The organism is Salininema proteolyticum, from assembly GCF_042685645.1.
In the GTDB taxonomy this organism is placed as follows: domain Bacteria; phylum Actinomycetota; class Actinomycetes; order Mycobacteriales; family Micromonosporaceae; genus Salininema; species Salininema proteolyticum.
Map to the genome: position 1 here is coordinate 3,386,571 of NZ_JBHUNX010000001.1, position 22,577 is coordinate 3,409,147.

At 68.6% G+C, this 22,577-nt stretch carries 19 protein-coding genes; 17 read left to right on the top strand and 2 right to left on the bottom strand.

Going from position 1 to position 22,577, the window contains the following annotated elements; all coding sequences use genetic code 11:
- Positions 1-5 precede the first annotated feature (5 nt).
- The 8 genes from ACFTE1_RS15665 (at position 6) to ACFTE1_RS15700 (ending at position 6,596) form a co-directional block, all read left to right on the top strand.
- Positions 6-500 (top strand): Mov34/MPN/PAD-1 family protein, encoded by a 495-nt coding sequence (locus tag ACFTE1_RS15665; protein ID WP_380621228.1) that lies wholly within the window; start codon positions 6-8, stop codon positions 498-500.
- A gap of 141 nt (positions 501-641) precedes the next feature.
- Positions 642-920, top strand: a complete 279-nt coding sequence (locus ACFTE1_RS15670; RefSeq protein WP_380621230.1) for a MoaD family protein — start codon at positions 642-644, stop codon at positions 918-920.
- 12 nt (positions 921-932) lie between these two features.
- Positions 933-1,883, top strand: coding sequence for a PLP-dependent cysteine synthase family protein (locus ACFTE1_RS15675; RefSeq protein ID WP_380621232.1), 951 nt, complete (start codon positions 933-935; stop codon positions 1,881-1,883).
- Positions 1,884-2,046: 163 nt separating this feature from the next.
- Positions 2,047-2,385 (top strand): hypothetical protein, encoded by a 339-nt coding sequence (locus tag ACFTE1_RS15680; RefSeq protein WP_380621234.1) that lies wholly within the window; start codon positions 2,047-2,049, stop codon positions 2,383-2,385.
- A 120-nt stretch (positions 2,386-2,505) separates the two neighbouring features.
- Positions 2,506-3,408 carry a glutamate racemase gene (murI, locus tag ACFTE1_RS15685; protein WP_380621236.1) on the top strand — a complete coding sequence of 301 codons (903 nt, stop codon included), beginning with the start codon at positions 2,506-2,508 and terminating at the stop codon, positions 3,406-3,408.
- Between the two features lie 15 nt (positions 3,409-3,423).
- Positions 3,424-4,182, top strand: coding sequence for an MBL fold metallo-hydrolase (locus tag ACFTE1_RS15690; RefSeq protein ID WP_380621238.1), 759 nt, complete (start codon positions 3,424-3,426; stop codon positions 4,180-4,182).
- Positions 4,183-4,428: 246 nt separating this feature from the next.
- Positions 4,429-5,139: an SDR family NAD(P)-dependent oxidoreductase gene (locus ACFTE1_RS15695; RefSeq protein ID WP_380621240.1), complete on the top strand. Its 711-nt coding sequence runs from the start codon at positions 4,429-4,431 to the stop codon at positions 5,137-5,139.
- 14 nt (positions 5,140-5,153) lie between these two features.
- Positions 5,154-6,596 carry an FAD-binding oxidoreductase gene (locus ACFTE1_RS15700; RefSeq protein WP_380621242.1) on the top strand — a complete coding sequence of 481 codons (1,443 nt, stop codon included), beginning with the start codon at positions 5,154-5,156 and terminating at the stop codon, positions 6,594-6,596.
- Between the two features lie 69 nt (positions 6,597-6,665).
- Here the strand turns inward: ACFTE1_RS15700 and ACFTE1_RS15705 are convergent, their stop codons facing one another.
- Complete coding sequence (locus tag ACFTE1_RS15705) at positions 6,666-7,628, bottom strand: helix-turn-helix transcriptional regulator (RefSeq protein ID WP_380621244.1); 963 nt, start codon at positions 7,626-7,628, stop codon at positions 6,666-6,668.
- Between the two features lie 346 nt (positions 7,629-7,974).
- Here ACFTE1_RS15705 and ACFTE1_RS15710 point away from each other — a divergent pair, with 346 nt between their 5' ends.
- The 6 genes from ACFTE1_RS15710 (at position 7,975) to ACFTE1_RS15735 (ending at position 15,001) form a co-directional block, all read left to right on the top strand.
- Entirely contained in the window at positions 7,975-8,472 is a 498-nt protein-coding gene (locus ACFTE1_RS15710) for a flavin reductase family protein (RefSeq protein ID WP_380621246.1), read from the top strand.
- A complete protein-coding gene (locus tag ACFTE1_RS15715) occupies positions 8,469-9,998 on the top strand; it encodes an FAD/NAD(P)-binding protein (RefSeq protein ID WP_380621248.1) in 1,530 nt (509 codons plus the stop codon). The genes ACFTE1_RS15710 and ACFTE1_RS15715 overlap by 4 nt, the downstream gene beginning before the upstream one ends.
- A gap of 11 nt (positions 9,999-10,009) precedes the next feature.
- Complete coding sequence (locus tag ACFTE1_RS15720) at positions 10,010-10,921, top strand: class II aldolase/adducin family protein (protein ID WP_380621250.1); 912 nt, start codon at positions 10,010-10,012, stop codon at positions 10,919-10,921.
- A 227-nt stretch (positions 10,922-11,148) separates the two neighbouring features.
- A complete protein-coding gene (locus ACFTE1_RS15725) occupies positions 11,149-12,372 on the top strand; it encodes an acyl-CoA dehydrogenase family protein (protein ID WP_380621252.1) in 1,224 nt (407 codons plus the stop codon).
- 15 nt (positions 12,373-12,387) lie between these two features.
- The gene (locus tag ACFTE1_RS15730; RefSeq protein ID WP_380621254.1) at positions 12,388-13,857 is read left to right on the top strand and encodes an MFS transporter; all 1,470 of its coding nucleotides are present in this window, start codon (positions 12,388-12,390) and stop codon (positions 13,855-13,857) included.
- Between the two features lie 25 nt (positions 13,858-13,882).
- Positions 13,883-15,001 carry an NADH:flavin oxidoreductase gene (locus ACFTE1_RS15735; RefSeq protein ID WP_380621256.1) on the top strand — a complete coding sequence of 373 codons (1,119 nt, stop codon included), beginning with the start codon at positions 13,883-13,885 and terminating at the stop codon, positions 14,999-15,001.
- Between the two features lie 72 nt (positions 15,002-15,073).
- Here ACFTE1_RS15735 and ACFTE1_RS15740 read toward each other — a convergent pair whose 3' ends face one another.
- The gene (locus ACFTE1_RS15740; protein ID WP_380621258.1) at positions 15,074-16,681 is read right to left on the bottom strand and encodes a phosphodiester glycosidase family protein; all 1,608 of its coding nucleotides are present in this window, start codon (positions 16,679-16,681) and stop codon (positions 15,074-15,076) included.
- A 408-nt stretch (positions 16,682-17,089) separates the two neighbouring features.
- Here ACFTE1_RS15740 and ACFTE1_RS15745 point away from each other — a divergent pair, with 408 nt between their 5' ends.
- The 3 genes from ACFTE1_RS15745 to ACFTE1_RS15755 all read left to right on the top strand — a co-directional run bounded on the left by ACFTE1_RS15745 (position 17,090) and on the right by ACFTE1_RS15755 (position 22,483).
- A complete protein-coding gene (locus tag ACFTE1_RS15745; protein ID WP_380621261.1) occupies positions 17,090-19,162 on the top strand; it encodes a hypothetical protein in 2,073 nt (690 codons plus the stop codon).
- A gap of 321 nt (positions 19,163-19,483) precedes the next feature.
- A complete protein-coding gene (locus tag ACFTE1_RS15750; protein ID WP_380621262.1) occupies positions 19,484-20,794 on the top strand; it encodes an ammonium transporter in 1,311 nt (436 codons plus the stop codon).
- A 303-nt stretch (positions 20,795-21,097) separates the two neighbouring features.
- On the top strand, positions 21,098-22,483 hold the full coding sequence (locus ACFTE1_RS15755; RefSeq protein WP_380621263.1) for an NAD(P)/FAD-dependent oxidoreductase: 1,386 nt from the start codon (positions 21,098-21,100) through the stop codon (positions 22,481-22,483).
- Positions 22,484-22,577: the final 94 nt, after the last annotated feature.

The window sequence follows — 22,577 nt, forward strand, 5'->3', positions numbered from 1 at the left end:
GGCGTGTGTTGCGAGTAGCGCATGAATTGGTGGAAGCGATGGTCGCCCATGCCCGGGCCGACCACCCCGAGGAGGCCTGTGGCCTGCTCGTGGGACCCGAGGGTTCGGGTGAGGCGCTGCGCCATGTCCCCATGACGAACGCGGCACGGTCGACCACCTTCTACGAGTTCGACTCGGAGGAGTGGAAGCAGGTCTACGACGAGATGTGGGCGAATGACGAAGAGGTCGTGGTGGCCTACCATTCGCACACGGCCACCGAGGCGTACCCGTCGCGCTCCGACGCCGGCATCGCCGCCTCGCTGGGCCTTCCGGGCGCGCACTACGTGCTGGTGTCCACCCGGGAGAGCGAGCAGGCCGAGGTCCGCTCGTTCACCATCGCCGGAGACGCGGCCGACGCCGAGATCACCGAGGAGCCGATCGAAGTCCTGGGGGCCCCTGACGCGGTCCAGACCTACCGCTTCGCCCACACTCCCGAGCAGACCGTCTACGACTGTCGCTGACCCGCTCCGGCCGGGTCGGTCCTCGAAATTTTTTCCCGTTCTCCCCCGTTGAGGGGTCATGGGCCCGTACCCGGCCGCCGCCGCGCCCCGGCGCGGCCGCTCCACCCGTCCCAACAGAGAAATACCAGTAGGAGAAGACCAATGGCCATCGAAGTTCGCGTCCCCACCATCCTCCGGAGCTACACCGGCGGAGAGAAGCTCGTCGAGGGCAAGGGCGACAACCTGGCCGCGCTGTTCGACGACATCGAGTCGCGCCACTCGGGCGTCAAGGGCCGCATCATCACCGACGAGGGCGCCCTGCACCGCTTCGTCAACGTCTACGTCAACGACGAGGACGTCCGCTTCATCGGCGGCCTGGAGGCCGAGCTGAAGGACGGCGACTCCGTCACCATCCTCCCGGCCGTCGCCGGGGGCATGTAGGGAGGCGCTCCCATGGCCCGTTACGAAGATCTGGCCGCCACCACAGGCCGGACTCCCTTGGTGGGTCTGCCGAGGCTGTCCCCGGGACCCGGGGTCCGCCTGTGGGCCAAACTGGAGGGCCTCAACCCGACCGGCTCGGTCAAGGACCGGGTCGCCGCGGAGATGATCGCCCAGGCCGAGGCCGACGAGAGGCTCCGCCCGGGCTCCACCATCCTGGAGCCCACCAGCGGCAACACCGGCATCGCCGTGGCGATGCTGGCGCGCCGCAAGGGCTACCGGCTGATCGCGGTCATGCCGGAGAACACCTCGGTCGAGCGCGCGCAGCTGCTGCGCGCCTACGGCGCGGAGATCGTGTTCTCCCCCGCCGCGGGCGGCTCGAACGCCGCGGTGGCGAAGGCCCGCGAGATGGCCAAGGAGCACCCCGAATGGGTGATGCTCAACCAGTACGCCAACCCGGCCAACGCCGCGGCGCACTACAAGACGACCGGACCGGAGATCCTGGACGACCTCCCCGAGGTCACCCACTTCGTCGCCGGGCTCGGCACCACGGCCACGCTCATGGGCGTCGGCCGCTACCTGCGCGAGCACAAGCCGGGCGTGGAGGTCGTGGCCGCCGAGCCGCGCTACGGCGAGCTGGTCTACGGACTGCGGAACCTCGACGAGGGTTTCGTCCCGGAGCTGTACGACGCCGAGGTGCTCTCGCGGCGCCTGTCGGTCGGCACCGACGACGCCCTCAGGTGGACCCGCGAGGTCCTCGCCGAGGAGGGGCTGTTCGTCGGCCTCTCGACCGGCGCGGTCCTGCACGCGGCGCACCAGCTGGGCCGCAAGGCCGTCGAGGCCGGCCGCGAGGCCGACATCGCGGTGCTGGTCGCCGACGGCGGATGGAAGTACCTCTCGACCGGGGCCTACTCCGAGCCCGTCGACGAGGCCGCCGCCCACCTGGACGGCCAGGTCTGGGCCTGAGCCTCCGCCGTACCGACACCCGTGGAACCGCCGACGCGAGCGCGTCGGCGGTTCCGCTATACGGGGCGATCGGTGGAGTCGTGACCTTCCGGACGTCGGCGGTTCCGTTGTACGAGCCCCCGGCGGCTATCGCGTTTTCCCGACCGGGCGGTAGCCTGAGGGCATGAGCAATCCTTACGCGCAGAGCGTGCCGCCGCCCGCCGCGAGCGCGACTCGACCGCAGTCGGACGGCCCCCGCCTCCTCGTCCTCGCCGGAATCTCCGCCTGGGCGCTCCTGCTGGTCGTCGCCGGGATCGCCACCGCGACCACCGCCGCCGTCCCGATCATGGGAGGGGAGGCCCCCGACTGGTTCCTCTGGGCGTTCTCCGGCACGGGCGTGGCCGGTATGATCCTCACGATGGGATCCTTCGCGACGGCGCGCCTCAAGGCCGCGCCCTGGCTCTTCCTCCTCGGCGCCACGCTGACGCTGGTCGTCGCGTCGTTCCTGGTCAAGAACGCCTGACGAGGGGGGGACCGCCGACATCCGAGCCCCGGTGTGTTCACGGACACCATGTCATTTTGATGACATTGCATAGGTTTGCTGCGGCAACCGGGGCGGTCGTGGACGTAGGCTTACAACCTGATGAACGACGCGCCTATCGGGATATTCGACTCCGGAATCGGGGGCCTGACCGTCGCCCGAGCGGTCGCCGACCTGCTCCCCGGCGAGAACCTCCTGTACGTGGGCGACACGGCCCACCTGCCGTACGGGCCCCGCCCCATCTCGGAGGTGCGCGCCTTCTCCCTGAACGTCTGCGACAGGCTCGTCGAGCGCGGCGTCAAGGCCCTCGTCGTCGCCTGCAACAGCGCCTCGGCCGCTTCCCTGGCCGACATCCGCTCCCGCTACGACATCCCCGTCGTGGAAGTCATCCGCCCCGCCGTCCGCCGCGCAGTGGCCTCGTCGCGCAGCGGACGCATCGGCGTCGTCGCCACCCAGTCCACCATCGGATCGGGCGCCTACTCCGACGCCTTCAACGCCGTCCCCGACCTGGACGTGACCACGGTCTCCGCCCCCGCGTTCGTCGACTTCGTCGAGCGCGGCGTGACGACCGGCCGCCAGCTGCTCGGGCTGGCCCAGAACTATCTCGCCCCGCTGCAAGAGGCCGACGTCGACACCGTCGTACTCGGCTGTACGCACTACCCGCTCCTGGCCGGCCTCATCGGCCTGGTCCTGGGGGAGGACGTCACGCTGGTGTCCTCCGACTCCGAATGCGCCCGCGAGCTGTACGGCGTCCTCACCAAGGCCGACCTGCTCGCACCCCAGGGCGGCCTCGGGCAGCACGACTTCCGGGCCACCGGCGACCCCGACGCGTTCACCCAGAACGCGCAGAGGTTCCTCGGCGGTGCGTTCGTGGAACGCGCCAAACCCCTGGAAGACGGCGGCGAGATAGACGAAACCGTGTTTCCCCGCCCCGATTCCGTCACCCACTCAGCGGAATCGGCCACCCAGACTGGACCCGACGGCGAGAGTTCAGCCCACACTTAAGAGGTGCCACTCCCTATGAAACTGACGATCATCGGATGCGCGGGGTCCTTCCCCGCGCCCGACACTCCGTGTTCGGCCTACCTGGTGGAGGCGGAGGGATTCCGCCTGCTGTTGGACTACGGCACCGGTTCGCTCGGGGAGTTGCAGAAGCACATCGACCCGCACACCGTCGACGCCGTGATCGTGACCCACCTGCACGCCGACCACTTCTTCGACGCCTGCGCCTACGCGGTCATGCGGCGCTACGCGCCCGACGCCCCCGACTACCCGGTGCCGATGTACGGCCCGGCGGCGACGGCCGACCGCATCCGGCAGTCCTACGGGGGCCAGGGCGAGCTGAAGAGCCCGTGCATGACCGACGTCTACGACTTCCGCGTCCTGGAGCCCGGCTCGTTCGAGCTCGGGCCGTTCACCATCCGGGTCGACCGCGTGGCGCACCCGGTGGAGACGTTCGGGGTCCGCGTCGAGCACCACGGCTCGTCGCTGTGCTACACCTCGGACACCGGTCCCTGCGAGGCGTTGGAGCGGCTCGCGGCGCACTGCGACACCCTGCTGGCCGAGGCCTCGTACCTGGAGGGCCGGGTCAATCCGCCGGACGTGCACCTGACGGGCAAGGAGGCCGGCGAGTTCGCCACCAAGGCCGGCGCCAGCCGCCTGCTGCTGACGCACCTGGTCGAGCCGTGGGGTTCGCCGGACGCCACCATGGCGGAGTCGCGCAGCGCGTTCACCGGGCCGATCGACATCGTCAAGCCCGGCGACGTCTACGAGGTGTAGGCGCCGCGTCAGGTTTTCCCGCCCGACGGGCGGGTCGGCGCGTTCGCGCGTGGGCTCGTAAGCGCCGGACCCGCTCTGACCGACGAGCACGCGCGCACGTCCGCGAACGAACTCGTCGGCGCCCCCGCGTTCGCCCTCCCGGATTCGCATTCTCACCGCTGCCCGTTCGCAGCAGTGGTGGCCTCTGCCCGCCGTCGGAATAGACTTCTCCCCGGACCAGCCCGAACGGAAGAGGGAGAGGTGCCCGTGAAGTCGTTGCGAGGGCAGAAGATCGCCGTGACAGGCGGGGCCGGCGGCATCGGATTCGCCGTGGCCGAAGCCGCCGTCGCGAGGGGCGCTTCGACGGTGCTCCTGGGGCGCACCGAGTCCGCACTCGACGAGGCTGTGGAACGGCTGGGGCCGAGTGCCTCCCTCCTCGCCGTCGACGTCACCGACGCCGGTGCCGTCGCGGAGGCCTTCGCCGCGATCGGGCCGCTCGACCACCTCGCCGCCTGCGCGTACGAGAGCTACGCCGGGCCGTTCGCCGAGCTCGACCGCGAGCGCGTCCGATCCTTCGTCGAGACCAAGCTGTGGGGCCAGTACAACTGCGCGGCCTCCGCCCTGCCGCACTTGTCCCCCACCGGTTCCGTCGTGCTGTTCTCCGGTTTCCTCAACCGCAGGGGCAAGCCGGGCACCGTCCCCTTCGCCATCGCCAACGGAGCGGTCGAGGGGCTGGTGCGCGGCCTCGCGCTGGACATCGCCCCGGTGCGCGCCAACGCGGTGAGCCCCGGGCAGATCGACACCTTCGCCGACCGGATGTCCCCCGAACGGCACGAAGAGTACCTCGCGGAGGCGGCCGGCGCGAACGCGCTCGGGCGGCCCGGCACCCCCGCCGAAGCCGCGCACGCGGCCCTGTTCCTCATGGAGAACTCCCACATGACCGGCGCCGTCGTCGACGTCGACGGCGCGCGCCTCTGAAGCAAAGGATCGCTATGACCGAACAGTCCACCCTCGGCCTGCTCGCCGGGGACCTCGCCTCTCTCGTCGGAGCGGAGAACCTGGACGTCTCCGAGTCCGGCGGGCACGTCCTGGGCCCCGACACGGGCATGTACGGCCCCCGGCGGGTTCCGGTGCGGGTGCGCCCGAGCCGGGCCGGCCAGGTTCCGGAGATCCTGCGGACGATCGCCGACTCCGGGACCGGGCTGCGCGTCCACCCCTACAGCACGGGCTTCAACTGGGGCCTGGGCTCCAAGGAGCCGGCCCGCGACGACGTCGCCGCCCTGGACCTGTCGGGTCTGGACCGGGTGCGGGACCTGAACGCCGAGCGCGGCTGGGCCGTGGTCGAGCCGGGCGTAACCCAGGGCGTGCTCTCCACGATGCTGGAGGGCACCGACCGGATGGCCAATGTGACGGTGGCGTCGGCCCACACGAGTTTCCTCGGCAACGCGCTGGACCGCGGCGTGGGGCTGCGCTCTCAGCGCACGGAGGACGTCCTCGGTCTGGAGGTCGTCCTGCCCGACGGGCGCACCGTCCGGGTCGGCTGGTGGCCGGGCACGTCCACGGCCTCCCCCTATCCGCACGGGCTGGGGCCCTCGACGCTGGGGCTGTTCGCCCAGTCCGACTACGGGATCGTGACGGCCGCGGCGATCCGGCTGCTGCCCCGCCCCGAGGAGGTCCGGCTGCTGGCCTTCCACTTCGAGGCCGAGTCGCTGGGCGGGGTGACCGAGCTGCTGCACTACTGGGTCTCGCAGGGCTATACGCGCTCGGTCCCGAAGCTGTACGACCCGCCGGCCGCCGCGCCCTACGGCTGCCCGGAGGGACGGTACCTGCTGCACGTGTGCGTCGACGGGTCCCTGCCGCTGGTGGAGGCGACGGTGCGCACGATGGTCGCGCAGGCGCGCGAGTCCGACCTCTGCACCGACGTCGTCGACGGGCGGGAGAAGGAGCACGACGAACTGTCGCTCCTGGTGGAGAGGGCCTACGGCGGCGATCCGGACGTGGAGGACACTATCTTCCGCCGCAAGGTGAGGACCACGTACGACCGCATGGACGCCGAGGTCGGCTTCCTGCTGTTCCTCCCCCTGGTGCCCTTCACCGCCGAGGACGTGCTGCGGGCCGAGCGGCTCCTGGGCGAGGTCCGCGAGGAGTTCGGGCTGCGCTGCGGGTCGACCCTGCACCCGCTGGACTCGGAGATCATCGACTACGTCGTGAATGTGCGGTTCCCCCGCACGGAAGAGGGGGCGCGGACGGCGCACCGGGCGCTCGACGCCCTGCACAAGAGGTTCGGCGATGCCGGATACATGCCCTACAGGCTGGACGTCGGACACGCCGGCGAGAGTGCGCGCTACGCCCCGAGCCCGGAGGCGGCCGACCTGGCCCGCGGGCTCAAAGATCACCTCGATCCGGCCGGAGTCATCGCTCCGGGACGTTACTGACGCGGAGGATCGGGTGTCGGAGAGCGGCGGACGGTCTGATCGCGCGGGCCGTCCGCCGCTTCTCGCCGTCTAAGGGGCCACTGCTCCCGCCAGGTCCCGCGTTCCCGGGACTGCGACGGCCTCGCCGGCCCGCAGCGCGGCGGGCGTTATTCCGTAGTGTTCGCGGAAGATCCGCGTGAAGTAGGAGGGGTTCCAGAAACCCCACTCCCGCGCTATGCGGGCTATGGTCTGGTGTCTCTTCCTCTCGTTCTGGAGGTCCGCGAGGCAGCGGGCCAGCCGCCGGTCGCGTATCCACTTGCTGGGGCTCTGCCCCTGCTCCTTGAACAGCTTCTGCACGTAGCGGGCCGAGACGTTGTGCGCCGTGGCCAGCTGTCCGATGGACAGGTTGGGGTCGTCGAGGCGGTCCTGGGCCCACGCCTTCATCCGCTGCAGCGTCTGGGCGCGGACCTTCATCTGGTACTCCTTGCAGTGCGCGAAGTCGCTCTGCAGCAGCACCGCCATGAGCTCGACGCAGTGGTAGCCGTACTGGACGGACGCCGACTCGCAGAGCGTCGCGACGCTCTCGGCGAAGGAGACGACCTGGGCGCGGAAGCGGTCCGGCCGGCCGCCCTCCTGCCAGCTACGCGCGACGAGCGATCCGACTCCGCACGGCTCTATGCCGATCGAGGAGTAGGGAATGGAGAAAAGGGTGATGGACGCGTTGTCCATGGCGAACAGTTCATAGGAGTCGCGCCGCACGGCGGACACGATCTCTCCGCTGTGGAGGATCGCGGTGTTGCCCGCCTGCGACAGCGACATGCGGCCCGAGCGCACGACCCAGAAGTCGACGAGCTCGGACTCCGACCCGGGAGCGGGCCGGTTGGAGGCGGCGGCCTCGGTGTGCCGCAGCCGGATCTCCGTGATCGACGCGGTGCCGAGACGGATGGTGTTGTGGGAGAAAGTGTCCTGGTCCGACACTTCCCCCGCCAGTGTGAACAGGGAGCACTCTCGGCGCCTCCCCGGGAAGGCCGTCGGGGTGTACAACCTTGTCATTAGAACCTCTCCTTGAGCCGGACCGCGTTCGCTTCCGGAACAATTCCTGAGAATGAGTTGAGAACGCGATCGCGGTAGGTGTCACTAAGGTCGATCAATTCTCTCCCCGGCGGAAAAGGAGCCGGGCCACCTGATCGTGACCCGTGGGCAACTGGCCTGCAGCCCAGGTATTCCCCTTCTCTCTTGGGTATTCGTGAAGAACCGAGGGGGTTCGCAATCCCAAGTATAGTGGTTCGCTTCTGTCATGGCCAGAACAAGCGCGCGGGCCTAAGTTTAAATTCGCGAAAAGATCTCGCATTGGGGGAGAGAATCCCCTTCCACCCTGATCCGAAGGACACCGAGCACCATGGACCACGATCAGCGTCTCGTCATGCGCCAGTTCGCCACCGGCGTGTGCGTAGCCTCGATACACGACCCCGGGCCCGTCGACTCCCCGCACGACGCCGTCACCGTCAACTCGGTGACCTCGTTGTCGCTGGACCCGCCCCTGATGTCGCTCTGCCTCCGCCACGACTCCCGCTTCCTCGACGGACTCCGCCGCGCCGGCGGGTGGGCACTGTCCATTCTCTCCTCCCGCCACGCCGATCTCGCACTGGCGCTGGCCAAGGACAAGGACGCCCGCTCCGAGGCCGTCGCCGCCATGGAGGGGACGCCCGGCCGGACGACCGGCGCCCTCGTCCTGGACGGCCCCGGCTGGATCGAGTGCGAGCTCGAACAGACCCTGGCCCTCGGCGACCACACCATGGCCGTCGGCCGCGTCGTCGCCGCCGGCGTCCGCGAAGAGGAGGACCCGCTGGTCTTCCTCGAAGGGCGCTTCCGCCGCGTCGCGGAGGCGGTCGCATGAGGATCGCCGTCGTGGGGGCCGGCGCCTCGGCCGTCTGCCTGCTGACCGCCCTGGCCGACAAGGAGGTCGCCGGGGCGAACGTGACCGTCTTCGACCCCGCCGAACACCCGTGGCGCGGGCGCCCGTACCGCGAGGACGGCCCCGAGATCCGCGTCAACGCCCCGCCCCGCGAGATGACCGTCCGCAAGGGCGAACCCGACCACTTCACCGCGTGGACGAAGCACGAGGCCACCTCCGCGCAACTGGCCGAGTGGACCGACCCCTTCACCGGAGACCTCTTCCCCACCAGGGAGTTCTACGGCCGCTACCTGGCGGCGTCCGCCGCCGAGGCCGCCGACCGCCTGCGCCGCATAGGCGGAGAGGTCGTCATGCGCCGCGACGCGGTCGTCTCGGCCACGCGCACGCCCAACCAGATCGTCCTCCAGACCGGGAAGGGGCTGCACCTGGGCTTCGACTACGGCGTCCTGGCTCCGGGCGTGGGAACGCCGTCCGACCACTACCGCCTCTCCGGGGAGGCCGGCTTCATCGCCGACCCCTACCCCGTCGTGCGGCGCCTCCGCGGGCTCGACCCCGAGCTCGCCGTCGCCGTCCTCGGCAGCGGCCTGACCGCCGTCGACACCGTCACCGCCCTGCGCGCCCAGGGGCACCGGGGACCGGTCTCCCTGGTGTCGCGGCACGGCGTCCTGCCCGCCGTTCGCCAGAAGTACGGCCCGCACGACCTGAAGTACTTCACTGTCGACTACCTGAGGAAGCGCGCCGCCGACCGCGAGCGCCTGACGATCGAAGAACTGACCGAACTCATGCGCCGCGAGCTGGAGGCCGCCGGGGCCGACCTCTCCGGGCTCGGCGACGAGTTCGCCTCCGTCGCCGCCGAGTCGCCGTCCGAACGGCTCCGCCGCCAGCTGTCGCTGGTGGACAGTACCGACCCGGGCCTGCGCATCCTGCAGCAGGCGGTCCCCGAGACCGGCCCGGACCTGTGGCCGCACCTGCCCGAGAAGGACAAGGAGTCGGTCGTGGGAGTCCACCACCGCACCCTCATGAGCCTGTGCTGCCCCATGGTCCCCGGACACGCCGCCGCCCTGGTCGAGATGGTCAACGGCGGACAGCTCTCCATCGTGCGCGGAGTCCTCGACGTCCGCCCCGCGGACGGGGGGTTCACCGTGGAGGCCGAAGGGCTCTCCTTCACCGCCGACGTCGTCGTCAACGCAGTCAGCGCCCCGCGCCACCGGATACCCGCCCTGGCCGCCCCGCTGGTGGAGTCGCTGCTCAAGGCCGGGACCGCCCGGAGCCACGCCTACGGCGGCCTGGCGATCGAGGCGACCTCCAGCCGCGTCGAGGGCCCCGACGGCCCCGACTGGCGCCTGTACGTCCTCGGCGACCTGGCCGCCGGCTCCCTCTTCTTCACCTTCGGCGTGCCCTCCCTGGTCGACCGGGCCGTGGACATCGCCGAGGCCATCGACTGCCACAGCGCCCACGACCGGTCCGCCCGCCCGGCCGCGCCCCCGATCGCCCGCACCGCGACATGAAAGGACCCGCAATGGAACACAGCACGCAGGAGACCCGCCTCCCCGCACGGGGAGCGCCCGGAGAGCACGGTTCCCGGACGCCGGGGATCCCGGCACAGCGCACGCCCGAACCCGTCGAGAACGGCGTAACCGGCCACCGCGCCCACCTGTCCGACCACGAGACCGGCCTGCCACTGCCGAAACGGCCCGTCTTCGACGACGTCGAGGACGAACGCCGCCACCGCAAACAGCGCCTGGCCGCAGCCATGCGCCTGTTCGGAAAGTTCGGCTACGCCGAAGGCATCTCCGGACACCTCTCCGTGCGCGACCCCGAGTACCCCGACCGCTTCTGGGTCAACCCCTTCGGCCGCTCCTTCGCCATGGTCCGCGTCGCCGACCTGATCTGCGTCGACCCCGACGGGAAGGTCGTCGAAGGGGACGGACTCGTCAACCCCTCCGCCTTCGTCATCCACTACCACATCCACGAACAGCGCCCCGAAGTCGAGGCCGTCGCCCACGGGCACACGACCTACGCCCGCGCGCTCGGCGTCGCCGGAAGGCTCCTCGAACCGGTCGACCAGGAGGCCGCCGCCTTCCACGGCGACCAAGTGCTCTTCGACCGCTACGACGGCCCGGCGGTGGACTACGACATGGGCCGGACCATCGCCGAGCACCTCGGCGGCAACCGCGCCCTCCTGCTCTCCCACCACGGCCTGATCACCGTCGGCGGCTCCATCGACGAGGCCGCCCACTGGTACTTCACCTACGAGTCCAGCGCCCAGGTCCAGGTCCTCGCCTCCCAGGCCGGCGGCGTCAACGCCATGACCGCCGACGAGGCCCGCAAGGCCAAGGACGGGTTCGGCAACCCCCACCTCGGGTGGTTCTCCTTCCAGCCGCTGTGGGAGGAGATCATCGCCGAACAGCCCGACCTGCTCGAAGAATAGACGCACGGGCGGCCCGTTCGCGAAATCAACAGGGCCGCCCGCCCCTTTCAACAGCCCCTTCCAGCGCGTACGCGAACGCAACAGACCCCGTGCCATTTCTCAACACCGCGCCGTCCCGGGAGCGGATACCGTTCAAACCGATCGTTCACGGCCCTCACGCCGCACTCCGCCACCTCCTACCCGGGACGGGAGTGCGCCCAGGGGCACCGAACAGAAAGCGACCACCCGTGTCTGACACAGCGACCGACACCGAGACCCCGCACTACGGCGAGCCGCCCCGCGACGCCTCGGAGATCCTGAAGCGCGCCAAGGCCCTCGCCCCCTGGCTGCGCGAGCAGTCCGACCGCATCGAACAGAACCGGCGCCTCCCCGGAGACGTCGTCGAGGCCCTGCGCGACACCGGAGTCTTCCGCATGGCCTTCCCCGCCTCCTGGGGCGGGCCCGACTTGACCTCCCCCGAGCAGACCGAGGTCGTCGAGGCGCTCGCCTACGGCGACCCCTCGGCCGGCTGGTGCGCCATGATCGGCATGGACACCGGCATCTACGCCTCCTACCTCGACGAGGCCACCGCCAAGGAGATGTTCGCCGACCAGGACCAGATCACCGCCGGGCTCATCCTGCCCGCGGGGAAGGCCGAGCGCGTCCCCGGCGGCTACCGGCTCACCGGACGCTGGCGCTTCGGCTCCGGCGTCACCCACGCCGAGTGGGTGATCGGCGGGGCGCTCGTCTACCGCGACGGCGAGAAGGAGCCGAGCCCGACCGGCGGCCCCGCCCACTGGCGGCAGTTCTTCATGCCGCACGAGCAGGTCGAGATCATCGACACCTGGACCACCACCGGACTGGCCGGATCGGGTTCGTGCGACTACACCGTCCGGGACCTCTTCGTCCCCGAGGCGCGCTCCTTCCGCCTCTCGGAACCGCTGAGCCGCAAGGGCCCCCAATCGCTGCCGGACGCGGTGCTGCGCAACATGCCCGGCGTCCCGCTGGGCCTCGCCCGCGCCGCGCTCGACCACTTCCGGGAGGCCGCCTCGCAGCGGACCATCCCCGGCTCCGGCGAGCGCTGGTCCGACAACTACCGCATGCAGTTCGCGCTCGGCGAGCTGGAGATGCGCTACAAGTCGATCCGCCACGCCGTCTACGGCCACCTGGACCGGCAGTGGGAGCGCCTCTCCTCCGTCGAGGACCTCGACGACCTCGCCCCCGACGAGCGCGTCGAGGGCTCCCTGATCCGCCTGCACGCCTTCCGCGAGGCACGCGCGATCGTCACCCGCGTCTACGACCTCCTCGCCTCCTCCGCGATCTACCGGCCCAACCCGGTCGACCGGTGGCTGCGAGACGCCACGACCATGTGCCAGCACATCGTCACCCAGGACCCGTTCATCCAGTCCGCCGGGGCGCACCTGCTGGGGGGACGGCCCGAGTTCCCCTACAGCCTCGGCATCGTCGACTAGCAAGGAAAGAAGCCAATGGCCACCGATACCAGACCGGGCCGCGCGGAGCGGCTCGAAGACCTCCGAACCAACGACTCGGACGCGAAGCCCAGCTGGGGCTACCGCGTCTGGTTCACGCTCATCGTCGTCTGCGCCGCTTACTCGCTGGACACCCTGGACAACATCATGGTCGGCATCGCCGTGCCGCCCATCCAGGCCGACCTGGGCATGTCCACCTCCGCCGTCCAGTGGGTCGTCAGCGCCTACGTGCTGGGATTCGGAGGGTTCCTCCTCCTGGGAGGCCGCATGGCCGACCTCGTCGGCAAGCGGAAGATTTTCCTCCTGGGCGCCTTCGTGTTCGCCGCGGGCACCTTCACCGGCGGCATAGCGACCGACGGACTGCTCGTCATCATCGGCCGCTTCGCCATGGGAGCGGGGGCGGCGTTCACCGCTCCGGCGGCCCTGGCGATCATCGTCTCCCACTTCCCCGAGGGCCCCAACCGCAACAAGGCCCTGGGAATCTACACCTCCCTGGGCGCCTTCGGGTACTCCACCGGCGTCATCCTCGGCGGGCTGCTGACCGAACTGGGCTGGCGCTGGACGTTCCTCGCCCCGGTCCCGATCGCCGCGCTGATCATCATCGGCGGTTTCGCCTTCGTCCCCAAGGACGAGCGCAAGCCGAAGACCGGCTCCTACGACTTCGGCGGCGCGGTCACCATCACCGGCGGCATGCTGCTGGTCGTCTACGCGATCGTGCAAGGCCCCGAGATCGGCTGGGGCGCCACCGAGGTGCTGACCTCCTTCGGCGTCGGGGCCGCGCTCCTGATCGCCTTCGTCGTCATCGAGAAGAGCGTCGCCCAGCCGCTGCTGCCCCTGCGCCTGCTGAAGGTCAAGTCCCTGGTGGGCGCGAGCCTCACCGCCGCGGCGATCCTGGGCACCTACATGAGCTACCAGTTCATCGGCGGTCTCTACCTGCAGTCCTACCTGGGCTGGTCGCCCTTCCAGATGGCCCTGGGATTCCTGCCGGTCGGCCTGTTGATCCTCATGCTGGCCCCGCAGATGGGCAAGGTCATCCCGAAGGTCGGCCTGCACTGGCTGATGGCCATCGGATTCGCCTGCTACCTGGGCTCCTTCGCGCTGTTCCTGCGGATCGGCACGGACTCGGAGTACTGGACGGTCGTCTTCCCCAGCATGGTGCTGATCGGCCTGGGCTTCCCCATGGCCTTCGTCTCGGCCAACGTCATGGCCGTCAGCGAGGTCAAGGAGGAGGAGCACGGCGTCGCCGCCGGCATCCTGCAGACCGGCTACCAGGTCGGCGCGGCCGTCGTCCTCGCCTTCGCCACGGCCGCCATGGCCGGGGCCCACACCTCCGAGGACGCCTCGGAGACGACCGTGCAGCAGTACCACCAGGGCATGTACGTGGTCGTCGGCGTCGCCGCCGTGACCACCCTCCTGCTGGTAGTCTCCGCACTCCGCAACTCCGTCAAGCAGAAGCAGACCTCCTGACCCCACCGTCCGCGGAAAGGACACCATGAGCACCGCACACACCGAACGCGTCCAGTCGCTGTTGCGCCGCCCGCTGTCGGTCGGAAGCCTCGAGCTCCCCAATCGCTTCGTCATGGCCCCCATGACGAGGGACTTCTCCCCCGAGGGCGTTCCCGGGGAGGACGTGGCGGCCTACTACGCCCGCCGCGCCGCCAACGACGTCGGCCTCCTCATCACCGAGGGGACCTACGTGGGGCACCCCACGGCCTCCGAGCGCTCCACCGTCCCGCGCTTTCACGGCACCGAGCCGCTGGAGGGGTGGAAGAAGGTGGTGGACGCGGTCCACGCCCAGGGCGGCAGGATCGCGCCGCAGCTGTGGCACGTCGGCATGTTCCGCGAACCAGGGCAGCCCCCTTACCCCGACGCCCCGCCGGTGGGCCCCTCGGGCCTGCGGATCGACGGGTCGAAGGGCGGGGAGTCCCTGAGCGCCTCGGACATCGAGGAGATCGTCGCCTCGTTCGCCGAGGGCGCCGCCGCGGCCGAGCGGATCGGCTTCGACGCCGTCGAGATCCACGGCGCCCACGGCTACCTCATCGACCAGTTCCTCTGGTCGCGGACCAATAGGCGGACCGACGAGTACGGGGGCGACATCGCCTCCCGCGTCCGCTTCGCCGCCGAGGTCGTCGAGGCCGTCCGCGAGTCCGTCTCGGCTGACTTCCCCGTGCTGTTCCGCTTCTCCCAGTGGAAGATCATGGAGTTCGGCGCGAAGATCGCCGAGACGCCCGACGAGCTGGCCGCGATCCTGGAGCCCCTCTCGGAGGCGGGGGTGGACGTCTTCCACGCCTCGACCCGGCGGTTCTGGGAGAGCGAGTTCGAGGGCTCGGACCTCAACCTCGCCGGCTGGACTCGCAAGGTGACGGGCAAGCCCGCCATCACCGTCGGCTCGGTCGGGCTCGACAAGTGGCTGTGGGAGTCCAACACCGGCCACACCGCCCGGGTCGAGAACCTCGACGGGCTCCTTGACCGCTTGGAGCGCGACGAGTTCGACCTCGTGGCCGTGGGCCGGTCGCTGCTCGGAGACCCCGAGTGGGCCGCCAAGGTCCTGTCCGGGCGCTTCGACGAGCTGAACGAGTACCCGCCCACCGCACCGGGAACGCTTTACTGAGAGGACCGCGACAGGGGAAGGCCGTGCGGATATTCCACTCCGCACGGCCTTGTCCGCGCCCAACGGCAACCGCTATTCGGCCTGTCGTTCCCACACGTTTCCGTCCGCGTCGGTGAACTGGTCGCCAGGTTCTGGCGTCGGGTTCGCGGAGCCGGCATCGACGCTCAGCGAGAACGTGAAACCCTCAGTGATGGAGTCGTCCAGGTAGGAGTACTTCTGGAAGTCCGAGGACAGCGACCATTCCGTGTCCGATGAGTCAGATGACAGCTCAAGCGGTCCGAAGAAGTCGTAGGCGCCGTCAGCTACATAGCGGGCCGCACCACGTTCGTCCACCAGCAGAGACGGAGCGAACGGGCTGCCGTTCTGCATCTTCCACCGGCCTTCCATGTAAGAGATACGCTTGTCAGTCGCGAAGATCGCCAGGGCGTTGGCGACAGGGCGTTCACCAAGCGGATCGGATGGATTGTTGCGTGTTTTGATCGTGCCGTCGTCCTCAGCCGTCCCCATCATCGAGGACCCGCCACCATCAAGGTTGAGAGCGTCCACAGCTCCAATCTCGATCATCAGCTCGGACAATCCGGCAAGTGACAGGCCATCGCGGTCGCAACCAACGCTGATCTTCTGGCAGTCCCCAACGGTCACCATGTAGAGGACGTTGCCTCCAGCGTTGTAGCCAACCGCCGTGCGAATGGCTGGATCGTCGTTGGGGATTCCATCGATGATGGCCCCGTCACGAACAATCGGCATACCACCTAGCGCTGTGTCCAGATCGCCAGCAGGTGAGGTCAACGACCAGTCAGCAGTCACAGAATCGCCAGGATTGAGATCCCGCAGCCAGTCAGCTGCAGCGCCACGCCCGAAAAGGACGTACTCGTTCTCCCCAATTGGCCTGTAATGCTCGAATGGAGTGTTTTCACCAGGCACTGTGTCAGGAAATAGGTCGTCAATATCGACGACTTTGCCATTGCGAATAAGAACGTCAGTAATGTTCTCACTGCATGGCGCGTGCCGGTCATTACTGTCGCCACACGCCGCTCGTAGACGTTCGGCTGAACCCCAGTCGGCGTCGAAGTAGCCCATGCCGTTGCCTCGCAGGCCGTACTGATTAACTCCCTCAAGGGGGAAGGTTCCGTCTTCTCGGCTGACTTCCCCTTCTACGTTCATCTCTGTCATCACAGGTTCTCCGTCGCGGAACCCGAGCACACTCTCATTCGGGGAGCCGCCCGGTCGTGGAGGTCCCATGCGCTGGGCGCCGGGCACGGCACCCTTTTCGTATGTTCGCCCAGTATATGCAGGGAAGAGTTCCGCGTTGTCGGTGACCATGGGGCCGACAGGCGCATTGGTATAGGTGTCCCACCCATCCTCACTATTGTTGAAAAAGTCCCCGTTGACTACGGTAGTTGCGTTGGCGGCTTCGGCCATCGTGGATGGCTTTTCGGCATCCGCGATGGCGTCCGGGACGAGAACATCGGCGGTGATGTGGTCTTCGGCGATGCTGACGGACAACTGGTGAACCGGTTGGCCTTCGTAGGTATAGGCCTCGTAGATGACGCCGGGAGCGACTTCTTCCGTCGTCTTTGCAGTGATCGCAGTCCCGCTGGCAGGGACGGCGATGATGGACAGCGTCGCCGCGAGGACGCCTGTGGCGAACGCAGCGACGTGGCGATGTTTCTGACGCACCGTGATTCCTTTCGGTTCAGGGTCACTACAGAACGGTATGGGGCGAAATCATGTGTACGTCATGTGAAGGTCATTTCGGCTGTTCATGGTGACCGAATCCGAAGGCGATCCGAGCGGGTGGACGTCGGTGAGGACTTCTTGTCGTTGGTAGGCGAGTCGGAGCGTGCGGGCGGCGTACTCGGCGTCGCAGCCGTGGCTCTCGATCGATTTGGGACGGTGGGAATGTCGTCCTTGTGTCCAAGCATGTGGTCCGGTTTGCCGTCCAGATAGCTCGGCGGGAAGCCTACCGGTTCCGCATCCGATGTCGATGGCGGTTCCTGGGGGTGAAGAGAGCAACTGCCTCCACTCTGACCGGATTGCGATGATTTCGTTGCACAGGAGTAATAAAGCCCAATTTACAGTTGAGTGATGTCCCGAGAACCCCTGAATCCCCACGATGAGAACCCCGAAGAACCGAAGAGAGAGGACGACGCCGCCGGCGATCCCCCGCCAGCGGAGCCCTCGGAAGGCATCGGCGGCGAACCCGCGTCGGCGCCCCGCATGGAAGGGCCCGAGGGCGAAGCCCCCGCGGCGGAGCCGGTCCCCGATAGTGGCGAAGCGACACCGGAGACTCCGACACCCGCCCCCATCGAAGGCCCACCAGCGGAAACACCCGCTCAATCCCCCGTCGTCGACGCCCCGCCGACGGCACCGCCGGGAGTGACCGTCACTCCCCTGCGGGGAGAGGCGCCGCCTCCCGTCCCCGCGAAACGCAAGAACACCGCGGCCATCGCGATCCTCGCGACCGTCGGCGCGATAGTGCTCGGAGGCGGAGGATACGTCCTGTGGGACAAGGTCCTCAACGTCTTCGACCCCGCCGACCGGCTCCCTGCCGACACCGCCGCCTACATCGGATTCGACCCCGCCGCCGACGAGGAGCAGGCCAAGAGGCTGCTGTCGCACATGGAGAGCGTGGACGAGACCTCCAAGGGCGAAGCCGGACTGGCCGAAGGCTTTCTGGAGAACTTCGGCCTCCAGTTCGACGCCGAGGAGGAAGTACTCCCGTGGCTCGGCCACAGCCACGCCTCCGCGATGTGGGAGTACGAGGACGACATGTACGAGGTCGCCGTCCTGGAGACCACCGACGCGGAGGCCTCGGACCAGGTGCTCGCCGAGGAAGTAGAGGACGGTTACCGGTCGCCGCAGGACCTCTCCTACTCCGCCGACGGGAACTCGGTGGTGATCGTCCAGGGCGAGGCGAACGTCGGCGACGCCGAGGCGGCCCTGGAGGCGCTCGAGAAGGCCGCCGAGGAGAGCCCCCTGGCCGATGACGGCGCTTTCGCGGACGCTGTCGAGAAGTATGACGGCTCCGTCCTGTTCGGGCAGGTCCACGCCGAGAGGATCGCGTCCGCCGTTCCCGACTTCGAGGAGATGGAGGACTCCTTCAAGGGAACCCTGACCTTCGGCGTGACGGCGACGGCCGACGGCCTCGACATCCGTGCCGACCAGACCGGGGCCGACCCCGCGATCGACGTCGACGGCGACGTCATGGAGGCGCTCTCCGAGCTGCCCTCGACCGGACTGGCCGCCTCGATCTCCCTCCCCGAAGGGCTCGCGGACGCGGCGAGCGACGCGGCCTCCGAGCAGATCGACACGATGGAAGAGGGCGAAGAGATCGCCGTGGGGCCCCAGTACTTCGAGCTCTGCGTAGACGAGCCTGCCACTGAAGCGGACCTCGAACGCTTCTCGGACCTCAACCTCAAGTTCTTCAACGACAGGGAACTCCCGCCTGAGGAAGAGCAGGAGTACAACGACCTCATGCACCAGTACGTCAACTGCGGCACCACCGTGGCCACCGAGGACCTCGACGAGATCTTCGTGCCCTGCACCGGCGAAGCGCTCGACGTCGCCGAGTACAACCGGTTCACCGACCTGTACTGGTCCGACTTCGAGAATCTGACCTCCGCGGAAGAAGACGAGATCGACCGCCTTTGGACCGACTACGTCACCTGCGGCGTCGTCGGCGACGACGCCACGTCCCTCGACAAGGCCGAGCTGAAGGAGCGCATGGAGGAGGGCATGTCCCACTTCGAGGGCGGCCGCCTCGACTTCGCCTACGGCTACGCCGAGGAGCAGGCCGACACCTTCTTCGCCCGCCTGCAGGTCCTGGACGGAGAGGGCCTCCTCGGGTTCCTGTCCGACCTCCTCGGCGAGGAACTGCCCGACACCGACTCCCTCACACTCGACAGGACCGAGCTGTCCTACGACGGCGGCGAGGGCACCGCCACCATGTCCACCGTCGGGGAGCCGGACCGCACCCTCGCCGACAACGAGGCCTTCGCCTCCTTCGCCGAGGCCGTGGACTTCGAGGCCGGAGCCGCCGCCTGGATCAACTCCGACCTGCTCGACACCGACGTCGACACCAAGGTCACCGTCGGCCTCGCCGCGGCTTCCGAAGAAGGAGAGGGGAAACTGTTCATCCGCGTGAACATCGGCGGGTGATCCCACCGTTTTAACAATCCAGAAATCAATTCCCATGGATTTCACAAGCCTGAAACAAACGGCGACAAAGCCGTAATACCGGTGCCGCGCCGGTGAAACACCGGAACCCCACACTGGTGAGCACTCCGGTAGGTAGGAGTCCAGACGAAGGGGCCCGTCCTCGGCGAGGGCGGGCCCCTTCGCACCGAACCTGGCAGCGCCGCCAGAGACACGTTCAGCAGAGCCGCCGGCGCCTTGCCCGGAGGCGGTAGAGCGGTCGCCCGACCCACCGCGCCGGAGCGGACTCACGCCCGCAAACCACCGGAAGGAGGCGGCTCGCCCGTGAACTCCATCGACACCGGATCGAACGCCTGGATCCTCATCTCCGCCGCCCTGGTCCTGCTCATGACCCCGGGCCTCGCCCTGTTCTACGGCGGTCTCACCCGCGCCACCAGCGTCGTCAACATGATGATGAAATGCCTGGCGGCCATGGGAATCGTGACCGTCGCCTGGACCCTCGTGGGATCGTCCATGTCCGCTGGGGAGGGCGGCTCCCTCTTCGGAAGCCTCACCTCCGACTTCGGCCTGCGCACCGTCATGGGGCTCGGCGCCGACGAGGCCGGCGTCTCCGACGGAGCCATGACCTCCTTCTCCATGATGTTCGCGATCATCACCGTCGCCCTCATCGCCGGGGCCGTCGCCGACCGCATGAAGTTCGGCGCCTGGATCCTGTTCACCGCCGTCTGGTCCGTCCTCGTCTACTTCCCCGTCGCCTACTGGGTCTGGGGCGGGGGCTTCCTCCACCAGTGGGGCGTCCTCGACTTCGCCGGCGGCGCCGCCGTCCACGTCAACGCCGGAGCCGCGGCCCTCGCGCTCGCCCTCGTGGTCGGCCGCCGCATCGGCTGGCGGGAGAAGGACTCCGACTTCGCGCCGCACAACCTGCCCATGGTCATGCTCGGCACCGGACTGCTGTGGTTCGGCTGGTTCGGCTTCAACGCCGGCTCCGCGTTCGCCTCCGACGCCATCGCCGGGCTTGCCATGACCACCACCCAGGTCGCCACCGCCGGGGCCGTCCTCGCCTGGCTGGCCGTGGACCGCCTGCGCGGCGTCAAGCCCTCCATCATCGGCGGCTGCTCCGGCGTCATCGCCGGGCTGGTCGCCATCACGCCCGCCGCCGGCTTCGTCAGCCCGCTGGGCGCGCTCGCCATCGGCGCCGTGGCCGGGGCGGTCTGCCCGCTCGCGGTCGGCTTGAAGGAGCGCTTCGGCTACGACGACTCGCTCGACGTCGTCGGACTGCACATGGTCGCCGGACTCTGGGGATCGATCGCCGTCGGTCTCTTCGCCGTCGAGTCGACCGCGGCGGGAGAGAACGGACTGTTCTACGGGGGCGGCTGGGGCCTGCTCGGCGTCCAGACCGGCGGCACGCTCGCCGTCGCCGCCTACTCCTTCATCGTCGCGGCCCTCATCGGCCTGGCGCTGAAGTACACCGTAGGCATCCGCGTCGGCGCCGACGAGGAGAAGGCCGGCATCGACTCCGCCGAGCACGGCGAGACCTCCTACGTCCTGCCCGTGGGCGCCCCGGAGCCGGAGCTGTCCCTGGCCGACGGGCAGAAGCCCGGCGAGGCCGCCGAGAGGGAGCCCGCGAAGGTCTGACGGCACCGCCGGACCCCATCCTGCGAATCCACCGGGGAGCGAACGGAACAGGCGTTCCGATCGCTCCCCGTCGTTCGTCCACTACGGAGGGCCGATGAGATGTTACTCACCGGTCTCAGCGTTCCGCCGCGCGGCGGTGGGCCCCGCCGCCAGAATGGCCTCGCCCGGCTCTGACTGAGCACCGTTTCCACAGGTCGTCCATATGTAACGCGTAACGTGCGTTACTGCGCACAGTCACAGACGTGATGTACCTCCTTGCCCATTTCCTACACAGGGACACCTTCCATAGGCAGAATTGAACGAGTGAAACGTATAGTCGTGATAGGTGCCGGTCACGTCGGTCTTTACGTTGCCGAACGATTGGGCAAAAAGTTTAAAAGCGAAATCAAAAAGGGTCACGTGGAGGTTATGGTCATCGACCGCAACCAGCACATGACCTACCAACCGCTTCTCCCCGAAGCCGCCGCCGGGTCACTGTCGCCCCGTCACGCGATCATTCCACTGCGTTCCGTCCTGAAGAACTGCACCATCGTGACCGCCGAGGTGGTCAACGTGCAGCACTCGGACAAGACGATCACCGTCCAGCCCGCGACTGGCCCGTCGCGCGAGATCGAATACGACGACATCGTTGTCGCCCCCGGTGCGGTCTCCCGCCCGCTGCCCGTCCCCGGGCTCGCGGAGAACGCCATCGGATTCAAGTCGATCGGCGAGGCCATCTGGCTGCGCTCCCACGTCCTCACCCGACTGGACGTCGCCGCCTCCACCGACGACCCGGACGTCCGCAAGGCCGCGCTCCGCTTCGTCACCGTCGGCGGCGGATTCGCCGGCTGCGAGGCCATGGCCGAGCTGCAGGACGCCGTCCACGCCATCATCAAGAAGCGCTACCCGGACCTCGACAAGAACGAGCTCGAGTGGTACCTCATCGAGGCCACCGGACGCATCATGCCCGAGGTCGGCCCGCAGATGGGCGCCTACGCCGCCCGTCAGCTGACCAAGCGCGGCGTGGACATCCGCCTGGAGACGGTCATGAAGTCCTGCGAGAACGGCCACGTCGTCCTCGCCGACGGCGACGAGTTCGACTGCGACACGATCATCTGGACCGCCGGCGTCATGCCGACCCCGATGCTCAAGGACACCGACCTCCCGCTGGGACCCAAGGGCCACGTCATCGGGAACACGCGCCTCCAGGTCGTCGAAGAGGACCCGGAGAACCCGAAGGAGAACTTCGGCAAGCCCGTCGAGGGCGCCTGGACCGCGGGAGACTGCGCCCAGATCCCCGACACGACGGACTTCCCGCTCCCGTACTGCACGCCTTCGGCGCAGCACGCGGTGCGGCAGGCCCCGATCCTGGCCGACAACATCTACGCCGCGTACCTGAACTCGGAGCTCAAGGCTTACGAGCACAAGTACATCGGCTCGGTGGCCGGGCTCGGACTCTACAAGGGCGTCGCGCACGTCTACGGCATGAAGGTCAAGGGCTTCATGGCGTGGATGATGCACCGCGGCTACCACCTGATGAAGGTCCCCGGGATCGGACGCCGCTCCCGCATCCTCATCGACTGGCTCGTCACGTCGCTCTCCAGCCGCGAGATGGCCCAGCTGTCCGAGATCGAGGAGGGCCGCCGCCCGTTCGAGGCCATCGCGCAGGGCGAAAAGCCCTACCGAACGGTCAAGAGCGGCGACCAGTAGCATTCTCACACCCATTGTGAAGTGCGAAAACTCAAGTCCATGTAATCGGCGGCACAGAAGCGGGTCACGTTCCGCGACGAGTCGCTAATCTAGG